The following is a 19,946-nucleotide window of genomic DNA, read 5'->3' on the forward strand; positions in this document are numbered from 1 at the left end:
CGTGGGGGCCTTCTACGGCAATGTCCTGGTCGCGCGGACGTGCGCCGAGGTCGTGCCGCTGCTCGCCGGGGCGACGGCGGAGGACGGCGGGGCGCTGCGGGGATACGCGGTACCGGCGGGCCCCGGGCACACGGTGCTCTTGTTCCCGGACCCGGACACCGAGGCGATCGAGCTGGCCGGACCGTTGAGCCGGCTGCTGGGGACGGCGACGCTGAGTTCGTACGTCTTCGATTCGGACGTGCTGGATCTGCGGGTCTTCGAGGACGGCGAGGAGCGGCACTTCTACGACTCGTATCCCGGGTACTTCGACGAGGGCGAGACCGACGAGGACGGCAATCCGGTGGGCGGTGACTCCGTACGGCCCGACCCCGAGGGTGTCGACGCCGAGGCCTTCCTGCCGTTCGCGGCCGCGCCCGTGGACAGGGCGGTGCTGGAGTCCGTCCTGCGCCGCGTGGCCCTGGACCCGGAGGACGGTGACGGGGACGGGCGGTATGTCTTCGCGGAGGACCAGCACTACGACGTGATGGAGACGCTGGGTCTGGACGGCCGTCGGCTGAGCGCGGGGTACACCGGCCTCTCCCGCGGCGAGCTGCCCGAAGGGCTGCTGCTCGAGGAGCTGATGGTGTTCGGCGGGGCGACGTTCGGCCCGGCCGGGGGCTGAGGGTCCGGCCGCCGGGTGCGGTACCAGAGGGCGGCGCTCCTGCCTCGGTGGGCGGGAGCGGTCAGTCGACTCTGGGGAAGCGGGCCTGGAGGGTCCAGATCGCCGGGTTCTCGGCGAGGTCGTCGTGGAGGTCGCACAGGTCGGCGAGCAGGTCGTGGAGGAAGTCCCGTGCCTCGCGGCGCAGTTCGGAGTGGGAGAAGGTCAGGGGCGGTTCCTCGGCCGGCATCCAGTCGGACTCGATGTCGACCCAGCCGAAGCGGCGCTCGAAGAGCATGCGGTCGGTGGACTCGGTGAAGTCGAGTTCCGCGTGCTGGGGGCGGGAGGCCCGGGAGCCGGCCGGGTCGCGGTCGAGGCGTTCCGCGATGTCGCACAGCGCCCACGCGAAGTCGAGCACCGGCACCCATCCCCAGGCTGTGGACAGTTCTCGGTCCGCCTTGGTGTCGGCGAGATAGACGTCACCGCAGAACAGGTCGTGGCGCAGCGCGTGGACGTCCGCGCGGCGGTAGTCCGTCTGGGGCGGGTCCGGGAAGCGGTTGGAGAGGGCGTAGCCGATGTCGAGCACGTACGAGATGGTGTCACGGCGCGGCGGGAGGCCGGACGGGGCGACCGTGCGCCGGGTCCGGAGCCGCGGTGGGGTGGTGGCGCGCCCGCTCTAGGATCACGGTCATGTCCCGTTCCGTGCGCCTTGTCCCGGCCTGTGCCTCCGTCCTGCTCGCTCTCGCGCTCTCCGCGTGCACCAGCGGTGGAGTGCAGGGCGCCCCCGGCGGCTCCGGTGTGCGCGACCCGTACTTCCCGAAGGCGGGCAACGGCGGGTACGACGTGGCGCACTACGCGCTGCGGCTGTCCTACGACCCCGACGCGGAGCACCTGTCCGGCACGGCGACCGTCACCGCCCGGGCCACGCAGGACCTGTCCGCCTTCGACCTGGATCTGAAGGGGCTGGACGTCGAGGAGGTCACGGTCGAGGGCGCGAAGGCCCGCTGGAACCGCGCCGGTCAGGAGCTGACCGTACGCCCGGCGGACGAGCTCGATCAGGGGGAGACGTTCGAGGTGCGGGTCCGCTACTCCGGCACCCCGCGGACGATCACCGACCCGGACGGCTCCGAGGAGGGCTGGCTGCGCACGGAGAGCGGCGCGGTCGGACTCGGCGAGCCGACGGGATCGATGGCGTGGTTCCCCGGCAGTCACCACCCCTCCGACAAGGCGTCGTACGACATCGCGGTCACCGTGCCGGAGGGCCTGCGGGCCGTGTCCAATGGGGAGTTGACGGGCGAGACGACCAGCAAGGGCCGTACGACCTTCACCTGGCGCACCGCCGAGCCCATGGCGAGCCATGCCGCCACGCTCGCGGTCGGCGACTACGACCTGCGCCGCTCCACCGCCGGTGACCTCCCGGTGTACACGGCCGTCGCCCCGGGGCAGGCGAAGGCGAGCGTGAAGGTGCTGGGCCGGCTGCCGGAGGTCATGGAGTGGGCGGAGTACAACTTCGGCCCGTACCCCTTCTCCTCCACCGGCGCGATCGTCGGCGGCGAGCACGACGCCGGGTACGCGCTGGAGACGCAGAACCGTCCCTTCTTTCCCGGCGCCCCGGACACCGGGCTCCTCGTCCATGAGCTCGCGCACCAGTGGTTCGGGAACTCCGTGACGCCGAGGACCTGGCGGGACATGTGGCTCAACGAGGGGTTCGCGACGTACGCGGAGTGGCTGTGGGAGGAGGACGAGGGCGGCGACAGCGCCCAGGAGACGTTCGACGCGCTCTACGACCACGGCGAGGACAGGTTCGAGGACCTCTGGTCCTTCCCGCCGGCGAAGCCCGCCGGCGCCGCGCACATCTCCGACGAGGGCCCCATCTACCAGCGTGCCGCGATGGTCGTCCACAAGATCCGGCAGACCGTCGGCGACGACACCTTCTACGACATCGTCCAGGGCTGGACGGCCGCCCACCGCCACGGCAACGCGGACACCGCCGACTTCACGGCGTATGTGCAGAAGCAGGCGCCGGACGAGGACTTCGACGCGATCTGGGCGCAGTGGCTGTACGGGGAGGGGAAGCCGGAGCACCGCTGAGCCGCCCGGTCAGGGCCGGCGCCCGGTGAGGGTGCACTCCGTGGGGATCACGCCCCGTCGAACGCGTCGAGCCGTCGTGCGAGGTCCGGCGGCCACATGGCCTCGTTCGCCGACCTGAGTTCCTTCCGGGTCCACCAGCGCCAGGTGAGGATGAGGTCCTCGGCGTGGGCGGCGGCGAGGTGGGGGCCGGTGGGTTCGCGGCGCGGGCCGTGGGTGACGTAGATGTGCTCGTGCTGGTGGACGGGGCCGGCGCAGGCGTGCGTGAAGTCGTGCTCCCAGGTGCACAGCAGCGGGCCCGCCGCCAGGTCCGTCCATCCGGTCTCCTCGCGCAGTTCGCGCAGGGCGCCCTCGACGGGGCTCTCGTGCGGCTCCAGGCCGCCGCCGGGCATGGCCCAGTGGATGCCGACCTCGACGTTGTCGTACCGCAGGAGGAAGACGGCGCCCTCGGGGTCGAGCACGGCGACCCGGGCGGCGCGGCGAGGGGTGCGCAGCGGCTTGCGCAGGACCGCGCAGGGGCGGCCGAGCGCGCGGTCCTCGCGGTGGTCGATCACCTCGTAGCCGAGGGCGGTCCAGAAGGCGAGGGCCTTGGGGTTGGTGTCGAGGACGGCGAGGCGGACGGCGCCGCGGCCCGCCGTGCGGAAACGGTCCTCGACGAGGGACGCCAACCGCCGCCCGTACCCCTGGCGTCGGCTGTCCGCGTCCACCATCAGCAGGCCGATCCAGGGGTCCGGGTCGGCCGGGTCGGGGTGGTGGGCGAGGGTGATCACGATTCCGACGAGCCGTCCCTCTCCCTCACTCTCGGCTTCGCTCGAGCGGGGGGACCCCCACCGGGCGAGCAGCACCTCGGCGTCCGGCTCCGCGAGATCGTCGGCCAGCGCTGCCGCCACCTGCTCCGGGCGCACGTCGTCCGGATCCGGGAAGTCCCCGCTGAGCGCGTGGAACTCACGGTTGGCGGCGTAGAGCGCGGTGAGTTCGGTGAGGACGGGGGCCGGGATGTCGTGGTCGGGGGTGAGGGGGACGGGGGCGAGGATCATGCGGGGCAACTTATCGCGCACACGTCATGCGCAGCCTCGTCACCACACACCTCGCGACGCACCCGGCTACGCGCACCGCAAGGGCCCTCGCAACGCAGGAACCCCCGGCCGAAGCCGGGGGTTCCTGCGCAGGGTGGTGTGCCTGTGTCCGTCATACGTCAGACGGACACACCGAAGTCCGACGCGATGCCCGCGAGGCCCGAGGCGTAGCCCTGGCCGACGGCGCGGAACTTCCACTCGGCGCCGTTGCGGTACAGCTCGCCGAAGACCATGGCGGTCTCGGTGGCCGCGTCCTCGGACAGGTCGTAGCGGGCGATCTCGGCGCCGCCGGCCTGGTTGACGATGCGGATGTACGCGTTGCGGACCTGGCCGAAGTTCTGCGAGCGGTTCTCGGCGTCGTAGATCGAGACCGGGAAGACGATCTTGTCGACGTCGGCCGGGAGGCCCGCCAGGTTGACGTTGATCGCCTCGTCGTCGCCCGCGCCCTCGCCGGTGCGGTTGTCACCGGTGTGGACGATGGTCTGGTCCGGCGTCTGCTTGTTGTTGAAGAAGACGAAGTGGCCGTCGGAGTAGACCTTGCCCGTCGGGTTGACCGCGATCGCGGAGGCGTCGAGGTCGAACTCCGTGCCGGTGGTGGTGCGGACATCCCAGCCCAGGCCCACGGTGACGGCAGTCAGGCCCGGAGCCTCCTTGCTGAGCGAGACGTTGCCACCCTTGGACAGGCTTACAGCCATGGTTGGGATCCTTCCCTCGTTATGCATTGCACAGGCAGTACGGGCTTGAAGCTACATCTACCCCCAAGAACGCGGAGAGGGGCACCAAAGGTTCCGCCCCTCTTTACTTTCTTTGCCAAGCGGGAGTGAGGGGCGCGAGGCACAGAGACGGGGATATTCGCGTGACGTGTGCGGGTCAGCCGCGCGACCATAGGGGGCATGTCCGGTCCTCACGTCATCCGCGGCTCCGTCTCCCTTCCCGAGGCCGAGCTCATGTGGCGTTTCTCGCGGTCGTCCGGACCGGGCGGCCAGCACGTCAACACCAGCGACTCGCAGGTGGAGCTCCGCTTCGACCTGGCCAAGACGGAGTCGCTGCCCGAGGTGTGGAAGCAGCGGGCCCTGGAACGCCTGGCCGGCCGCCTCGTCGACGGCGTCGTCACGGTCCGCGCCTCCGAGCACCGCTCCCAGTGGCGCAACCGCGAGACCGCCGCCGTACGCCTGGCCGCCCTCCTGGCCGAGGCCACCGCCCCGCCCCCCAAGCCCCGCAGGGCCACCCGTATCCCGCGAGGCATCAACGAACGCCGCCTGCGCGAGAAGAAGCAGCGGGCGGAGACGAAGCGGGGCAGGACGGGCCGCGACTGGGGTTAGCACCGGCGCGCGCCGCGGCGTACCCCCGTGCCGAGGCGTACTCCTGTCACATCCGCGCCCTCTCGTTCGTCAGACCGTTGAGACCACCCCGGCGACGCGACGAGAGGGCAGAGGCGGATGAGCGAGAGTGAGTTTCTTGCCGAGCGGTTCGAGGCGCACCGGGGGCATCTGAGCGCCGTCGCCTACCGGATGCTCGGGTCGCGCGCGGAGGCGGACGACGCGGTGCAGGAGGCGTGGTTCCGGCTGAACCGTTCCGACACCCGGCAGGTGGACAATCTCGGGGGCTGGCTGACCATGGTCGTCGGGCGGGTCTGCCTGGACATGCTGAGGTCCCGCAAGGCACGTGCCGAGCAGCCGCTGGAGCCGGACGTACCGCTGCCCGGCGTGGTCCCCGACCTCGAGCAGGACGCGCTGCTCGCCGACTCGGTCGGCGTCGCGCTGCTCGTCGTACTGGAGACGCTGACGCCCGCCGAACGGCTGGCGTTCGTGCTGCACGACCTGTTCGCGGTGCCGTTCGAGGATGTGGCCGACATCGTGGGACGTACGCCGGCCGCGGCGCGGCAGCTCGCCAGCCGGGCCCGGCGCCGGGTGCAGGGCGCTCCGGCGCCCGACGCGGACCTGGTCCGGCAGCGGGAGGTCGTCGACGCCTTCCTGGCCGCCGCGCGCGGGGGTGACTTCGACGCGCTGGTGGAGGTGCTCGACCCGGACGTCGTGGCGCGCGCCGAGGCCGGTGTCACGGCGGGCGCCCTTGCGGTGGCGAAGGGCGCGACGAGCTTCGCGAGCCTGGCCCTGGTCGCGCGCCCCGCCCTGGTCGACGGAGCCACGGGACTCGCGGTGCTGGTGGACGGCCGGGTGGAGCGTGCGCTGGCCTTCACGTTCGTACGGGACCGGATCGCAGTGATCGACGTAGTGTCCGCCCCCGAGCGAGTGGCAGCCCTGAACATCGAGCTCCGCTAGCCGCCGTCGAGGCAAGGACTGACCGGCAGATGTGTCCCAACTCCCGTCGGCACAACCGCAGGTGGCCGCCCTCGGGCCGGGGACACGTCTGCCGATCCCCCGCCGCCGTGACCTCTCAGTCCAGGCGGCGGTAGCGGCCCCTGAAGTACGTCAACGGGCCTCCGTCGGCGCTCGGGACCCCTGCCGTCAGGACCCGGCCGATCACCAGGGTGTGGTCGCCCGCGCGTATCCGCTGTTCCGTTCGGCACTCCAGGGTCGCCAGGGCGCCGTCCACCAGGAGGGAGCCGGTGACCTCGCCCCGGGTGCGGGGGATGTCCTCGAAGAGGAGGCGGTCGCTGATGCGGCCCTTCATGGCGAAGCGGCCGGCGATGTGGCTCTGGCTCTCGGAGAGGACCGAGACGGCCCACAGGGGCTGTTCGTCGAGGAGGTCGTCCATGCGGGAGCCCTCGCGCAGGCTGACCATCACCAGGGGCGGGTCCAGGGACACCGACATGAAGGCGGTGGCCGTCATGCCGACGTCCTCGCCCCCCGGCCCCTCGGCGTCGAGCGGGGGCTCGTAGGCGGTCACCAGGACCACACCCGCGGCCAGCCGTGACATGGCGGCGCGGAACTCGTCGTTGCTCACCCCCACAGGATGCCCGTAGGCGGTGGCGGCGGTGATCGGGGAAGTGTTCGGCACGTCGAAAACGCTAGTGTCCGACCGGGGCGGACCGCATCGGACCTCCGCCCGAGCCAGGACCCGATCCCGGACCTAGGACCCCCGACCAGCCCCTCCCCGGGAACCTCCACAAACCCACAAAGTTTGCGTTCAGTAAACGCACAGGGAAAATACAGAAACCCCACTCAATTGTTCATCTTTCGCTGTGACTTGAGTCACAAGGGGTACTAATTGTTGACCCTGTGTACCGAGTGGGCAGCGCGCTGTGATTCAGTGGCGGGGAAGCTGCCAGAACGATACGCCGATGAGAACCCTTGATTCGCTGCGAGGTCTCGGGGGGAGGGCGAGCATGGAGACCGAGTCGGAGCCCTACGTCCGTCTTGCGACTCTGCGACAACTGCATCAGGTCATGGCGGACATGAACACCGCCCGCTCCCTGGCGGACACCCTGCAGACCGTCGCCGACGGAGTGGTCACCGGCCTCGGCTACGAGCTGGCGTGCGTCAACCTCGTCCGCCCCGACGGCGACCTCGTCGTCGCCGCCTTCGCGGGCAACCCCGCCGCCGAGGCGCTCATCACCGGCCGGGTCGGCTCCCGTGACTCCTGGGAGCGCCGCCTGAGCATGGGTGAGAACTGGGGCGACCTGGTCTTCATCCCGCATACCGAGGGCTGGATCCTCGACGACGACGACGTACCGCAGTGGTACACCGACGGCCCCGCGCCCCGCTTCGAGGACGAGTGGCACCCCTCCGACCGGCTCTTCGCCCCCATGTTCACGCCCGGCGTCGGCGGCGCCGCCTGCGGTGAGCTGATCGGCGTGCTCTCCGTGGACCGGCCGCGCAACGGCCGCCGGCCGGGCGCCTGGGGACGCGAAGCGCTGCAGATGTACGCCTTCCAGGCCGCCATCGCGATCAGCAACGCGCGCCTGCGCGCCAACATGCAGCGCGCGCTGGTCCGGCTCGAGCGCGAACAGCAGGCACTCAGGGCGAGTGAAGAGAGCTTTCGGCAGGCCTTCGAGTACGCCCCGTCCGGCATGGCCATCGCCGAGATGGGCGGCGACCAGCACGGCCGGATCCTGCGGACCAACGACGCCCTGTGCCGCCTCCTGGGCCGTCCCGCCTCCGCGATGCGCCGCTACTCCTTCTCCGACCTGGTCCACCCCGAGGACATCGGGACACTGCTGAGAACCTCGGCGGAGGGTGGACGCGCGGAGCTGCGCCTGGGCCGCCGCGACGGCACCTACCTGTGGGTCTCGCTCCGCAACTCCGTCGTCGCCGACGCCGCGGACGGCCCCCGGTTTCTCCTCACCCATGTCGAGGACATAGAGGACCGCAAGCGCCGCGAGCTCCAGCTCGCCCACCGCGCCTCCCACGACTCCCTCACCGGCCTGCCGAACTCCGCCGAGCTGCGCGCCCGGCTCTCCGCGCGGCTGTGCAAGCGCCCCACCCACGCCGCCCTCGAATCCATCGACTCGGCCTTCGGCCACCCCGCCTACGACGCCAACGGCCACGGCTTCGACTTCCGGCCCGGCGCCGAGGCGTTCGACACCGCCTTCGATCACCATGTGCACACCGTCGCCCCCGAGGGTGAGCTCGACGACGGCACCAAGGGGCTCGCGGTCCTCTTCTGCGACCTCGACGGCTTCAAGTCGATCAACGACCGGTTCGGGCACAACGCCGGTGACGCGGTCCTCATCGAGGTCGCCCGCCGGCTGTCCCGGCAGGTCCGCGACGGCGACACCGTGGCCCGCCTCGGCGGCGACGAGTTCGTGATCCTCGCCGACGGCCTGGGCCGCGCGGACGCCGCCGACCTCGCCGTACGCCTGCGCAACGAGATCATCCAGCCCATCCGCGCCGAGGGCCGGGCCGTCCGCGTCGGCGCCAGCTTCGGCATCGGCTGGGCGCACTGCGGGATGACGGCGGACGAAGTGCTGAAGTCCGCCGACGAGCGGATGTACGTAGAGAAACGATCTCGTCCCAAACAACACAGACGCGCGGGATGATCCCCAGGTCAGCGAGCTGATGCGATCCGAGTCACCCGTTTGGGGCAGCAGGAGCGGGTAGGCTCGCCATTCACCACGCGTACCGCATCCGTCCCCGCACCTGCTGAGGAGTACCTGGGATGACGTCCGGCACCACCGGCGCGAACACGCCGCCCGAGGACGACGACCCGTTCGGCTACCTCTACGCCGACGGACAGGCCAACGGAGCCCAGCCGCCCTCCGGCGGCTACGGCTATCCGGGCTCCGTCAACCGGGTGCGCGCGGTCGGCCAGCGCCAGTACGGGCAGCCGCAGCAGCAGTCCACCGCGCCGTACGGCCAGGTGCCGCAGCAGCAGGGCGCCCACGGCCAGCCCAACAGCGCGCACTACGCGGCGCCGGAGACCTTCCCGGGCGGCGCCCCCACCACCCAGCACCCGCAGCAGGGGTACAGCGGTGGCGGTCGCGGCCGGGGTCCCAACACCAAGGGCCTGCTGATCGGTGCCATCGCGGTGGTCGCCGCGGTCGTCATCGGCATCGGGGTGGCGATGCTGGGCGGCGACGGCGACGACGACGCCTCCGGCAACCAGGCCTCCGCCACGCCCTCGTCCCAGCAGAGCAGCGAGCCGAGCCAGGCCGCCAGCAGCGCGGCGGCCGACGAGGAGGACCTGCCGAAGACCGACGCCAAGGCCCTCGCGCTCGGCCCCGGTGTGACCACGGCGACGGACATCAAGGGCGCCAAGGCGGGCGGCGGTGTCTACCTCAACGGCTTCAACGCCGTCGGCGCCTCGGTCACGTGGAACGTCAGCGGTGTCCCCAAGACCGGCAAGTACACGCTGTACGTCGGCTACAGCGTCCCCGGCAAGGACGCCACCGCCACCCTCACGATCAACGGCACGGCCTCCACCACGCCGGTCGGCATGGACAACTACGCGCACGCCGCCGAGGGCGACTACACCAAGGGCTGGACGCAGACCTACAACTGGGTTCAGCTCAACAAGGGCTCGAACACCATCAAGGTCTCCTGCGAGCAGGGCAACCAGTGCGACGCCCTGCTCGACCAGATGTGGCTCGTCAAGGGCTGGGTCAAGTCCTGACGGCACTCAGGCCGCGGTGACCTCACTCGTCACCGCGACCCGCCCCCGCAACTCCGCATAGGCGGACGGGTCGAACTCGCCCGCCACCGGCGCCAGTACCGTCGCCGCCGACAGTGCCACCGCGCGGGCAAGCCGGTCCGGCCACGGCAGCTGTTCGACCAGCCCCGACAGCAGTCCCGCGACCGCGGAGTCCCCGGCGCCCGTCGGATTGCCGTGCACACGGGACGGCGGGGTGGCGCGCCAGCGGCCCTCGGGGGACGCGGCGAGGAGGCCCTCCGCACCGAGAGACGTGACGACCGCCCGGGCACCCCGCCGCCGCGCGTCCTGCGTGGCGCGCAACGGCTCGTGGGATCCCGTCAGTTCGGCCAGCTCGTCGGCGTTCGGCTTGATGATGTCCGGGCGGGCCGCGACCCCACGCCGCAGGGCTTCGCCGCTGGTGTCGAGGAGGACCGGGACCCCGGCCGCGCGAGCCGTCCGCACCAGCCCCGCGTACGCCCCCACCGGCACCCCCGGCGGCAGGCTGCCGCACAGGGCGACCGCGGCCATCGACGGGAGCAGATCCTCGTACGCCTCCTGGAAGGCGGACCACTCGGCGGGCGTGACGGTCGGGCCGGGCTCGTTCAACTGGGTGGTGTCGCCGCTCTGTTCGTCCACCACCGCTATCGTGCGCCGGGTCGCGCCGGTGACCGGGACGAGCGCGTCCACCACGCCGGGTGCCGCCGTGAGCTGCTCCTGGACGACCCTGCCCGTGGCGCCGCCCGCGAAGCCGGTGACCGTCACCTCGTGACCGAGGGCCGCGAGCACCCGGGCCACGTTCAGGCCCTTGCCGCCCGGGCGTTCCGTCACCTCGGAGACCCGGTGGGAGGCGTGCGGCCTGAGGTCCCGCACGCGATAGGTGATGTCGAGAGCGGTGTTCAGCGTGACCGTGAGGATCACCTGGATCGACCTCCCCCGAGGAAAGAAATTCAGAACGGGCTTGCTGTCACCGTCCGTCCGAAGAGCTGATCACGCCAAACGGACGGCGGCCCTCCCAGTCTCCCAGGACGGCCGCCGCCTCAACAGGTGGACACATCAGCCCAGTTGGGGATCGACCACCCATTCACCGCGTCGCATCACGCCTTTGAGGGCGAATTGATGGTCAAGAAGTACCAGGTCGGCGTACTTGCCCGGCTCCAGCGAGCCGATCGTGTCGTACATCCCCAGCAGCCGGGCCGGGTTGGCGGACAGCGCCGCCACGGTGTCCTCGACGGACAGCCGGTCGACCGTCACCGCCCGCTGGAACGCGCGGTCCTGGGTGAGCGTGGAGCCCGCGATCGAACCGCCCTCCACGAGCCGCGCCACGCCCTCGCTGACCTCGACCTCCAGCGGGCCGAGCATGTAGCGGCCGTCGCCGAAACCGGCCGCGTCCATCGCGTCCGTGATGAACGCGACCCGGTCCGCACCCGCGTGATGGAACGCCAGCTGGAGGGCGGCCGGGTGGAGGTGGGTGCCGTCGTTGATCAGCTCGACCGTGATGCGCTCGTCCTCCAGGAGGGCGGCGATCGGGCCCGGGGTGCGGTGGCCGAGCGTGGGCATCGCGTTGAACAGGTGCGTCGCGACGGTCGCGCCCGCGTCGATCGCCTGCACCGTCTGCTCGTACGTCGCGTCCGTGTGGCCGATCGCCGCGATGACGCCGTGTTCGGCGAGCAGGCGTACGGAGTCGATGCCGCCGGGAAGTTCGGTGGCGAGGGTGACCATCTTGGCCTTGCCGCGCGCCGCGTCGATCAGCTTGCGGACCTCCGCCGGGTCCGGGTCGCGCAGCAGTTCCTCGGAGTGGGCGCCCTTGCGGCAGGGGGAGATGAAGGGGCCCTCGAAGTGGATGCCGGCGATGTCGCCCTGCTCGGCGAGCTCGGACAGCAGGCCCGCCCGCTGGGCCAGGAAGTCCATGTCGCCGGTGACGGTGGAGGCGACGAGGGTGGTGGTGCCGTGGAGGCGGTGGGTGTGGATGCCGTGGAGTACGTCATCGGTGGCGCCCGAGGTGAACGAGGCACCGCCGCCGCCGTGGTTGTGGAGGTCCACGAAGCCGGGGACCAGGGTGTAGCCGGTGACGTCGATGACCTGGGCGTTGTCCGGGGCGCTGCCGGCGATCCGGACGCCGTCGATGATCACTCGGCCGTCTGTGACGGTTCCGGTGGGGAGGACGACCGTTGCGCCGGACAGGACGAGGGGGGACTTGTCCGTCGCGGGGTGCGGGCTCGTCGTGGCTGGTCGCGCCCGCGCGGCGGTAGCCGCAAATTCAGCGCTGTCCCGAGCCCCTAGCGGCGTTGCCATCAGGGGGTTACCTCCGTACGGTCCGTTGTGTCGAGGAGATCCCAGGCCAGCAGGCCTGCGCCCAGGCAACCCGCCGTGTCGCCCAGGGCAGCCGGGACGATCGTCGGCAGCTTCTGGAAAGTGATCCGCCGCCGGACGGCGTCCCGCAGTGGTGTGAACAAGGTTTCCCCCGCCTCGGCCAGGCCGCCACCGATGATCAGGGTGCGGGGGTCCAGGAGGGTGAGGGCGGTGACCAGGCCGTCGGCGAGGGCGTCGACCGCGTTCTGCCAGACCTGTGCGGCTCGGGGGTCCCCGGAGCGCACCGCCTTCGCGCAGTCCGCCGCGTCCGCGTCCGGGTCCCCGCAGGCGGCGGCCCATGCCTCGCTGACGGCCGCCGCGGAGGCGTACCGCTCCAGACAGCCGTGCTGGCCGCAGGGGCAGGGGGTGCCGCCGGGGCGTACGACGATGTGGCCGATCTCGCCCGCGAAGCCGTGCGCACCCGCCTCCACCCGGCCGGCGATGCCGATGGCGCCCGCGATGCCGGTGCCCAGGGGGACGAAGAGGAAGCGGTCGGCGCCCCGGCCGGCGCCGATGCGGCCCTCGGCGAGACCGCCGGTGCGGACGTCGTGGCCGAGGGCGACGGGGACGCCCGCGAGCCTTTGGGTGAGCAGCGCGCGCAGCGGTACGTCGCGCCAGCCGAGGTTGGCGGCGTAGGCGGCGATGCCGTGCTCGGCGTCGACGATGCCGGGGACGGCGACGCCGGCGGCGGACGCGGGCTCGCCGAGGTGCTCGGCGCCGTACGCGCGCAGCTCGGCGGCGAAGTCGAGGATGCCCTCGACGACCGCGTCCGGGCCGCGCTCACGGCCGGTCGCCCGGCGGGCCTGGTGGAGCAGCTCGCCGGAGGCGCCGACGAGGGCGGCCTTCATTCCGGTGCCGCCCACATCGAGGGCGATGACATGTCTCACGGGGGTAGTGTGGCCCGGCGACCCGTGAGAGGTCTAGTCCACTTACGTGGTGTAGACCTTATGTCTGACCTTTCGAAAGTTTCGACGATCACGATGTGGGGTTCTCGGCAGTGCAGCGGCGTAGGACAGGAACGATCGCGGTGGTGTCCGCACTGGGCATGACGGCGGTACTCGGCGGCTGCGGAGCCGGGGCGGACTCCGACGAGGTGACGCTGAGGCTGGTCGCCGCCGACTACGGAGACAGCGAGGCCAACAGCTCGCAGAAGTACTGGGACGGGCTCGTCGAGCAGTACGAGAAGAAGCACCCGAACGTGACGGTCGACGTCAGCGTCTACTCCTGGAACGACGTCGACCGCAAGGTCAAGGAGATGGTCGCCGCCGGGGACGCGCCCGACATGGCGCAGATCGGCGCGTACGCCGACTACGCCGCCGACGACCTCCTCTACTCGGCCGACGAACTGCTCTCCATCTCCACGCAGGCCGACTTCGCCGCGCAGTTCGCCTCCGCGGGGGAGGTGGACGGGACGCAGTACGGCATGCCGTTCGCGGCCTCCACCCGGCTGCTCTTCTACAACAAGACCCTCTTCGCCGAGGCCGGCCTCAGCGCGCCCAAGACCTGGGACCAGCTCGCCGCGGACGCCGCCGCGCTCAAGGCGGACGGGGTGAAGTACCCGTACGCCCTCCCGCTCGGGTCGGAGGAGGCGCAGGCCGAGACCATGCAGTGGCTGCTGAGCGGCGGGGGCGGCTACACCGAGAACCTCGGCACGTCGTACGGCATCGACTCCGCCGAGAACGTCGCCACCCTCACCTGGCTCAAGGACGACCTCGTCGGCAAGGGACTGACCGGGCCCGTCGCGCCGGGGAAGCTGAACCGGGCCGACGCGTTCGCCGCGTTCGCGAACGGGCAGGTCGGGATGCTCAACGGACATCCCACCCTGATGCAGATGGCCGCCAAGAAGGGCGTGAAGTTCGGCATGGTGCCGATGCCCGGGGTCGACGGCCAGACCAAGGTCTCCATGGGGGTCGCCGACTGGATGACGGCCTTCAAACAGAACGGCCACGCCGAGCAGGTCGGGGACTTCCTCGACTTCGTCTACGACGAGAAGAACGTCCTCGCCTTCTCGCGCGAGTACGACCTGCTGCCGGTCACCGCGTCCGCGTCCGACGTCATGAGCACGGCCGCGCGGGACAAGGACCTGCGGCCGTTCCTGGAGGAGCTTCCGCTGTCCGAGCTGTATCCGGTCGGGCGGACGTCCTGGGCCACGGTGAGCGCGGCGGTGAAGAAGCGGATCGGGGGCGCGGTGGTGTCCGGCGGCAGCCCTACGGCGGTCCTCGCCGGGCTTCAGTCGACGGCGTTGCGGGCGGAGAGCGGGGAGTAGGCGTTGTCGGTGGCGGCGGCTACCGTGCGGGGCATGGACGACCAGGACGGGCTCGGGGCCCGGGAGCGGGCGATCCTCGTCCTCGAGCGGCGGGGGTTCGCCGGGCCGGGGGCGAAGGAGCGGGCGATACGGGAGGAACTGGGCCTGGTGCCGGTTCGCTACTACCAGCTCCTGAACGCCCTGCTCGACGACCCACGAGCCCTCGCCTTCGACCCGGTCACGGTGAACCGCCTGCGCCGCGTAAGGGACTCCCGCAGATCGGAGAGGTGACCCTCGGGTTTCCTCGCCCCCGCCGCCCCTACCCGTTCCCATCCCCAGGGGCATGCCGCCCCTTCGACCCCGCTCCCAGGGGGCGCCGCCCCCTGGACCCCCGCTCCTCAAACGCCGGAGGGGCTGAATTCACTGACGCCGGTCCGTACAACTCAGCCCGTCCGGCGTTTGAGGACGAGGCCCTTTCGGGGCCGAAGCGGGGGTCTGGGGGCGGCAGCCCCCAGGGGCGGGACGGGTAGGGGCGGCGGGGGCGAAGACATTAGGGTCGGCGTATGGGCAGCCCTACGCACGTCATGGACGAGTCAATGCCGACGCCGGTCACTCAGGTCGGGCGGGACGGACTGGACGCCATCGTCAGCCGGCCCGGCAGAGCCGTTGTCGCGTTCGACTTCGACGGGACGCTCGCGCCGATCGTGGCGGACCCCGAGCAGGCCCGCGCGCACCCGGAGGCCGCGGCCGCGCTCGCCGCACTCGCCCCGAAGGTCGCCTCCGTCGCGGTGATCACCGGACGCCCACCCGGCGTGGCCGTACGGCTCGGCGGGTTCGACGGGACGCCGGGACTCGACCACCTCGTCGTCCTCGGCCACTACGGCGCCGAACGCTGGGACGCCGCCACCGGCGACATCACCGCCCCGCCGCCCCACCCCGGCGTCGCCCACGCCCGCGCCGAGCTGCCCGGGTTCCTCGATCGGATCGGCGCCTGGCAGGGCACGTGGATCGAGGAGAAGGGCCGCGCCCTCGCCGTCCACACCCGCCGCGCCGTAGACCCCCAGGCCGCCTTCGAGGCACTGCGCGCACCCCTCACCGACCTCGCCACCCGCCACGGCCTCATCGTCGAACCCGGCCGGCTGGTGCTGGAACTGCGGCCGCCCGGCATGGACAAGGGCGTGGCCCTGACGGAGTACGTCCGTGAACTGGGCGCCGAGGCCGTGCTGTACGCGGGCGACGACCTGGGCGACCTCCCCGCCTACTCCGCCGTCGACAAGCTCCGCTCCGACGGCGTGCCCGGCCTGCTGGTGTGCAGCGCCGGCAGCGAGGAGGTTCCCGAGCTGAAGGACCGGGCCGATCTCGTCGTCGACGGTCCGCAGGGTGTCGTAGGGCTGCTGAGGGCGCTCGCCGCTCAGCTGGGCTGATCGGCGTCGAGCGCGTGCAGCTGGTCCAGGAACCACTGGGCCGGCGGCAGCGCCGTCGCCGCCGCGGCCAGCCTCTTGGTCCGCGCGGCCCGCTCCTCCACCGGCAGGGTCAAGGCCTCGTGCAGGGCTGCCGCCGTACCGACCACGTCGTACGGGTTGACCACGATCGCGTCCTCGCCGAGTTCCTCGTACGCCCCCGCCTCCCGCGACAGCACCAGCACGCATCCTTCGTCCGACACGACCGGCACCTCCTTCGCGACCAGGTTCATACCGTCCCGGATCGGGTTCACCAGCGCCACGTCGGCCAGCCGGTACGCCGCCAGCGAGCGCGCGAAGTCGTCCTTCACATGCAGGACGACCGGCGTCCAGCCGGGCGTGCCGTACACCGAGTTGATCTCCTCCGCGACCCGCTGGACCTCCGCCGTGTACTCCCGGTACACCGCGAGGTCCTGCCGCGATGGGTAGGCGAACGCCACGTGGACGACCCGCTCCCGCCACTCGGGGTGGTCGTCGAGCAGCTGCCGGTACGCCAGCAGGCCCCGGACGATGTTCTTGGACAGTTCGGTCCGGTCGACCCGGACGATCGTCCTGCGGCCCTCGCCGACCTCCGCCCGCAGCGCCGCCAGCCGTTCGTCCACGTCCGCCTCGTGCGAGCGCTTGCGCAGGAAGTCCGCGTCCGCCCCGAGCCCGTGCACACCGATCCGGGTGTCCCCGAGGCCACCGACGAGCTGCGCCGCGCACGCCTCGAACGCCGACGCCCACCGCCGGGTCAAAAACCCCAGCCGGTCCGCGCCCAGCATGCCCCGCAGCACCTGTTCGGCGATGTCGTCCGGGAGCATCCGGAAGTACTCCGGGGGCGCCCACGGAGTGTGCGAGAAGTGGCCGATCCGGAGGTCGGGGCGCAGCTCGCGCAGCATCCCGGGCACCAGCGTCAGGTGGTAGTCCTGCACCACGACCGCCGCGCCCTGCCCCGCCTCCTCGGCCAGTGCTTCGGCGAAGGCGCGGTTGTACGTCTCGTACGACGCCCACTGGCGCCGGAACTCCGCGTCGAAGACCGGCTCCAGCGGGGTCTGGTACAGCATGTGGTGGACGAACCACAGCGCCGAGTTCGCGATGCCGTTGTACGCGTCCGCGTGCACGTCCGCCGGGATGTCGAGCATCCGTACGCCTTGCTCTCCCTCCCGTCGCCCGCCACCACCCCTCTGCGGAGGGGCCTCCGGCCCCGCCCCTACGATTCCGCGCCGCACGGCCTCGCGGTCGCCGTCGGAGAGTGCCGAGCACACCCACAGCGAGTCCGCGTCCGACCCGATCGCGGAGAGGCCGGAGACCAGCCCGCCGCCACCGCGCTTCGCGGACAGCGAGCCGTTCTCCTGCACCTCGTACGAGACCGGGCCGCGGTTGGACGCGACGAGCACCCGGGCACCCTGGTCAGACTGCGTGGAAGCCATACGCCTCAACTTAGCCCGACCCGGAAACGCTCAAACGTGCGGTTCGCTGTATACGGGCTTGTGGGCGCCGTAATACGGCCTTCCTCAGGCGACCTTCCGGGACGCGTACTCCACGATCTCCACCATCGGCGGCCGCTCCTCCGTGTCCACCGAGTACGTCCGCGGCTCGAAGCCGTCCGCGCCCCGCTCGAACTGGGTGAGAGAGGGGCGGATGAGGTGGCCGCGGGCCAGCCGCAGCTGGGCCGTGCGGTAGATCGCGGCGGACATCCGGCCCAGGGCCTGCCCGTCCTGGTGGCGGTGCTTGCGGACGCCCACGTCGACCTGGGCCAGCGCGTCCAGGCCCACCAGATGCAGCGCGTCGACCAGCATCCCGAGCTCGACGCCGTAGCCCACCGGGAACGGCAGCTGTTCCAGCAGGGAGCGGCGGGCCGCGTACTCGCCGCCCAGCGGCTGGACGAAGCCGGCCAGCTGGGGCCAGTGCATGTTCAGCAGCGGGCGCGCCATCAGCTCGGTCACCCGGCCGCCCTGGCCCGCCGCACCGCCGAGCGGACGGTCGTACATGCCCTTGACGAGGTCGACGCCGGGGTCGGTGAGCAGCGGGCCCACGATCCCGGAGACGAAGTCGGAGGAGAACTCCTTCAGGTCGGCGTCGATGAAGCAGACGATGTCACCGCGGGTCACCAGCAGCGAGCGCCACAGCACCTCGCCCTTGCCGGGCACGGCAGGGAGACGGGGCAGGATGTCGTCGCGGTGGACGACGGTCGCCCCGGCCGCGGCGGCGACCTGCGATGTACCGTCGGTGGAGCCCGAGTCGACGACGACTATCTCGTCGACGAGGGGGACCTGCTGCATGAGGTCGTGACGGATCACGGAGACGATGTCACCGACCGTCTCCTCCTCGTTGAGTGCGGGCAGTACGACGCTGACCGACTGGTTCGTGCGTTGCTTGGCGGCCAGGAGCTGGTGGAGCGGGCGATCGGTCAGGGACCAGGACCGGGTGGCCAGCCAGCGCTCGACTTCGTTCAGCACAGTGCGCGGCTCCTCTGCGTTCTTCGGCGAGTATGCGTATCAGCATGTGATCCATCTCGCGGACCGGACGACTATCTCAACTGTCCTGGTCGTCGGTTACAGTCTTGAACAACGCGGATGACCATCGCATGTCGAGGGTGGCCCGCCGTTCACACAACTTCATACCGCTCATCCAGAGGGGCAGAGGGATACGGCCCGATGAAGCCCCGGCAACCCTCCAGTCGGTTTCTCACGCGCGTGAGGCTCCCGACTCGGGAAGGTGCCAAATCCGTCTCACGGCGAGATGCGTCGTGAGGAAGATGAGGAGAAAGGGCCTCGCCTCTCATGGCTGCGCAGACTGTTGCAAGCACCACCGAAACCACCGTAGACCTCGGCCCGGCCGCGGCGCTCAGCTGCCGCGAGTGCGGTCACCGCGTCCCCCTCGGCCCGGTCTTCGCGTGCGAGGAGTGTTTCGGCCCGCTCGAGATCGCCTATGACTTCTCGGCCTACGACACCGAAGAGCTCCGTAAGCAGATCGAGGCGGGACCCGCGAACATCTGGCGCTACGCGCCGTTGCTGCCCGTCCCCGCGGACGTGGCCGACAAGCCCAACATCAACCCGGGCTGGACCCAGCTCGTCAAGGCCGACAACCTGGCCCGCGAACTCGGTGTCACCGGCGGTCTGTATGTGAAGGACGACTCCGGCAACCCGACGCACTCCTTCAAGGACCGCGTCGTCGCCCAGGCCCTGGAGGCCGCGCGCGCCTTCGGCTTCACGACCCTCTCCTGCTCCTCCACGGGCAACCTGGCCGGTGCCGTCGGCGCCGCCGCCGCCCGCGCCGGCTTCCGGTCCTGCGTGTTCATCCCGCACGACCTGGAGCAGGGCAAGATCGTCATGGCCGCGATCTACGGCGGCGAGCTCGTCGGCATCGAGGGCAACTACGACGACGTGAACCGCTTCTGCTCCGAGCTGATCGGCGACCCGGCCGGCGAGGGCTGGGGCTTCGTCAACGTCAACCTGCGGCCCTACTACGCCGAGGGCTCCAAGACCCTGGCGTACGAGATCTGCGAGCAGCTCGGCTGGCGGCTCCCCGATCAGCTGGTCGTGCCGATCGCCTCCGGCTCGCAGCTCACGAAGATCGACAAGGGGCTCCAGGAGCTGATCAGGCTCGGGCTCGTCGAGGACAGGCCGTACCGGATCTTCGGCGCCCAGGCCGAGGGCTGCTCGCCGGTCTCCGTCGCCTACAAGGCGGGCCACGACGTGGTGCGGCCGCAGAAGCCGAACACCATCGCCAAGTCCCTCGCCATCGGCAACCCGGCGGACGGGCCGTACGTCCTGGACATCGCGCGCCGTACCGGCGGTGCGGTGGAGGACGTCAACGACGAGCAGGTCGTGGACGCGATCAAGCTGCTGGCGCGGACCGAAGGCATCTTCGCGGAGACCGCGGGCGGTGTGACGGTCGGTGTCACCAAGAAGCTGATCGAGAACGGCCTGCTGGACCCGACACTGACCACCGTTGTGCTGAACACGGGCGACGGACTGAAGACTCTGGATGCGGTGGCGGGTACGGGGCTCACCGCGACCATCCGCCCCAATCTCGACTCGTTCCGCGAGGCCGGCCTCGTCTAGGCCCCCGCAACC

At 71.3% G+C, this 19,946-nt stretch carries 19 protein-coding genes and 1 riboswitch; of the genes, 10 read left to right on the forward strand and 9 right to left on the reverse strand.

Annotation, left to right across the window (positions count from 1 at the left end; all coding sequences use genetic code 11):
* Position 1 precedes the first annotated feature (1 nt).
* The gene (locus QF037_RS25890) at positions 2-661 is read left to right on the forward strand and encodes a hypothetical protein (RefSeq protein ID WP_307029075.1); all 660 of its coding nucleotides are present in this window, start codon (positions 2-4) and stop codon (positions 659-661) included.
* A 61-nt stretch (positions 662-722) separates the two neighbouring features.
* On the opposite strand, the gene QF037_RS25895 is transcribed toward QF037_RS25890, so the two are convergent.
* A complete protein-coding gene (locus tag QF037_RS25895) occupies positions 723-1,223 on the reverse strand; it encodes a hypothetical protein (protein ID WP_307029077.1) in 501 nt (166 codons plus the stop codon).
* 104 nt (positions 1,224-1,327) lie between these two features.
* Here QF037_RS25895 and QF037_RS25900 point away from each other — a divergent pair, with 104 nt between their 5' ends.
* Complete coding sequence (locus QF037_RS25900; RefSeq protein ID WP_307029079.1) at positions 1,328-2,728, forward strand: M1 family metallopeptidase; 1,401 nt, start codon at positions 1,328-1,330, stop codon at positions 2,726-2,728.
* Between the two features lie 47 nt (positions 2,729-2,775).
* Here the strand turns inward: QF037_RS25900 and QF037_RS25905 are convergent, their stop codons facing one another.
* A complete protein-coding gene (locus QF037_RS25905) occupies positions 2,776-3,762 on the reverse strand; it encodes a bifunctional GNAT family N-acetyltransferase/NUDIX hydrolase (protein WP_307029080.1) in 987 nt (328 codons plus the stop codon).
* 158 nt (positions 3,763-3,920) lie between these two features.
* The gene (locus tag QF037_RS25910) at positions 3,921-4,496 is read right to left on the reverse strand and encodes a TerD family protein (protein ID WP_266825449.1); all 576 of its coding nucleotides are present in this window, start codon (positions 4,494-4,496) and stop codon (positions 3,921-3,923) included.
* 189 nt (positions 4,497-4,685) lie between these two features.
* Between QF037_RS25910 and arfB the strand changes: the two genes are divergently transcribed.
* Entirely contained in the window at positions 4,686-5,123 is a 438-nt protein-coding gene (arfB, locus tag QF037_RS25915) for an alternative ribosome rescue aminoacyl-tRNA hydrolase ArfB (RefSeq protein WP_046258824.1), read from the forward strand.
* Between the two features lie 117 nt (positions 5,124-5,240).
* Positions 5,241-6,080, forward strand: coding sequence for a sigma-70 family RNA polymerase sigma factor (locus tag QF037_RS25920; protein WP_307029083.1), 840 nt, complete (start codon positions 5,241-5,243; stop codon positions 6,078-6,080).
* A 115-nt stretch (positions 6,081-6,195) separates the two neighbouring features.
* On the opposite strand, the gene QF037_RS25925 is transcribed toward QF037_RS25920, so the two are convergent.
* The gene (locus tag QF037_RS25925; protein ID WP_373463971.1) at positions 6,196-6,705 is read right to left on the reverse strand and encodes a flavin reductase family protein; all 510 of its coding nucleotides are present in this window, start codon (positions 6,703-6,705) and stop codon (positions 6,196-6,198) included.
* A 382-nt stretch (positions 6,706-7,087) separates the two neighbouring features.
* Here QF037_RS25925 and cdgB point away from each other — a divergent pair, with 382 nt between their 5' ends.
* A complete protein-coding gene (gene cdgB / locus QF037_RS25930) occupies positions 7,088-8,740 on the forward strand; it encodes a diguanylate cyclase CdgB (protein ID WP_307029087.1) in 1,653 nt (550 codons plus the stop codon).
* A 119-nt stretch (positions 8,741-8,859) separates the two neighbouring features.
* A complete protein-coding gene (locus tag QF037_RS25935) occupies positions 8,860-9,813 on the forward strand; it encodes a CBM35 domain-containing protein (RefSeq protein WP_307029089.1) in 954 nt (317 codons plus the stop codon).
* A 6-nt stretch (positions 9,814-9,819) separates the two neighbouring features.
* Here the strand turns inward: QF037_RS25935 and QF037_RS25940 are convergent, their stop codons facing one another.
* From QF037_RS25940 to QF037_RS25950, 3 genes are all read right to left on the reverse strand, one after another.
* Positions 9,820-10,749 (reverse strand): 1-phosphofructokinase family hexose kinase, encoded by a 930-nt coding sequence (locus tag QF037_RS25940; RefSeq protein ID WP_307029092.1) that lies wholly within the window; start codon positions 10,747-10,749, stop codon positions 9,820-9,822.
* 135 nt (positions 10,750-10,884) lie between these two features.
* Positions 10,885-12,123, reverse strand: a complete 1,239-nt coding sequence (gene nagA / locus QF037_RS25945; protein WP_307029094.1) for an N-acetylglucosamine-6-phosphate deacetylase — start codon at positions 12,121-12,123, stop codon at positions 10,885-10,887.
* Positions 12,123-13,067, reverse strand: a complete 945-nt coding sequence (locus tag QF037_RS25950) for an ROK family protein (protein WP_307029095.1) — start codon at positions 13,065-13,067, stop codon at positions 12,123-12,125. Before QF037_RS25950 ends, nagA begins: the two co-directional genes overlap by 1 nt.
* A gap of 110 nt (positions 13,068-13,177) precedes the next feature.
* Between QF037_RS25950 and QF037_RS25955 the strand changes: the two genes are divergently transcribed.
* From QF037_RS25955 to otsB, 3 genes are all read left to right on the forward strand, one after another.
* Positions 13,178-14,446 (forward strand): extracellular solute-binding protein, encoded by a 1,269-nt coding sequence (locus tag QF037_RS25955; RefSeq protein ID WP_444972132.1) that lies wholly within the window; start codon positions 13,178-13,180, stop codon positions 14,444-14,446.
* Positions 14,447-14,479: 33 nt separating this feature from the next.
* Positions 14,480-14,716: a DUF3263 domain-containing protein gene (locus tag QF037_RS25960; RefSeq protein WP_046258826.1), complete on the forward strand. Its 237-nt coding sequence runs from the start codon at positions 14,480-14,482 to the stop codon at positions 14,714-14,716.
* A 272-nt stretch (positions 14,717-14,988) separates the two neighbouring features.
* Entirely contained in the window at positions 14,989-15,849 is an 861-nt protein-coding gene (gene otsB, locus QF037_RS25965; protein ID WP_307029099.1) for a trehalose-phosphatase, read from the forward strand.
* On the opposite strand, the gene QF037_RS25970 is transcribed toward otsB, so the two are convergent.
* Positions 15,837-17,297 carry an alpha,alpha-trehalose-phosphate synthase (UDP-forming) gene (locus tag QF037_RS25970; RefSeq protein ID WP_307029101.1) on the reverse strand — a complete coding sequence of 487 codons (1,461 nt, stop codon included), beginning with the start codon at positions 17,295-17,297 and terminating at the stop codon, positions 15,837-15,839. The genes otsB and QF037_RS25970 overlap by 13 nt on opposite strands.
* An 84-nt stretch (positions 17,298-17,381) precedes the next feature.
* Positions 17,382-18,326, reverse strand: coding sequence for a glucosyl-3-phosphoglycerate synthase (locus QF037_RS25975; RefSeq protein ID WP_307029104.1), 945 nt, complete (start codon positions 18,324-18,326; stop codon positions 17,382-17,384).
* A gap of 165 nt (positions 18,327-18,491) precedes the next feature.
* Positions 18,492-18,632: riboswitch (SAM riboswitch) on the forward strand.
* An 18-nt stretch (positions 18,633-18,650) separates the two neighbouring features.
* Between QF037_RS25975 and thrC the strand changes: the two genes are divergently transcribed.
* A complete protein-coding gene (thrC, locus tag QF037_RS25980; protein WP_307029106.1) occupies positions 18,651-19,934 on the forward strand; it encodes a threonine synthase in 1,284 nt (427 codons plus the stop codon).
* Positions 19,935-19,946 lie beyond the last annotated feature (12 nt).

Source organism: Streptomyces canus (assembly GCF_030815415.1).
Classification (GTDB): Bacteria; Actinomycetota; Actinomycetes; order Streptomycetales; family Streptomycetaceae; genus Streptomyces; species Streptomyces canus_F.

Bases quoted from the DNA above. Each gene is read 5' to 3' on its own strand.
- cdgB (WP_307029087.1), top strand. From the start codon at position 7,088: ATGGAGACCGAGTCGGAGCCCTACGTCCGTCTTGCGACTCTGCGACAA.
- QF037_RS25970 (WP_307029101.1), bottom strand. From the start codon at position 17,297: ATGGCTTCCACGCAGTCTGACCAGGGTGCCCGGGTGCTCGTCGCGTCC.
- QF037_RS25900 (WP_307029079.1), top strand. From the start codon at position 1,328: ATGTCCCGTTCCGTGCGCCTTGTCCCGGCCTGTGCCTCCGTCCTGCTC.
- otsB (WP_307029099.1), top strand. From the start codon at position 14,989: ATGGGCAGCCCTACGCACGTCATGGACGAGTCAATGCCGACGCCGGTC.
- QF037_RS25960 (WP_046258826.1), top strand. From the start codon at position 14,480: ATGGACGACCAGGACGGGCTCGGGGCCCGGGAGCGGGCGATCCTCGTC.
- QF037_RS25935 (WP_307029089.1), top strand. From the start codon at position 8,860: ATGACGTCCGGCACCACCGGCGCGAACACGCCGCCCGAGGACGACGAC.
- nagA (WP_307029094.1), bottom strand. From the start codon at position 12,123: ATGGCAACGCCGCTAGGGGCTCGGGACAGCGCTGAATTTGCGGCTACC.
- QF037_RS25905 (WP_307029080.1), bottom strand. From the start codon at position 3,762: ATGATCCTCGCCCCCGTCCCCCTCACCCCCGACCACGACATCCCGGCC.
- QF037_RS25910 (WP_266825449.1), bottom strand. From the start codon at position 4,496: ATGGCTGTAAGCCTGTCCAAGGGTGGCAACGTCTCGCTCAGCAAGGAG.
- QF037_RS25920 (WP_307029083.1), top strand. From the start codon at position 5,241: ATGAGCGAGAGTGAGTTTCTTGCCGAGCGGTTCGAGGCGCACCGGGGG.
- thrC (WP_307029106.1), top strand. From the start codon at position 18,651: ATGGCTGCGCAGACTGTTGCAAGCACCACCGAAACCACCGTAGACCTC.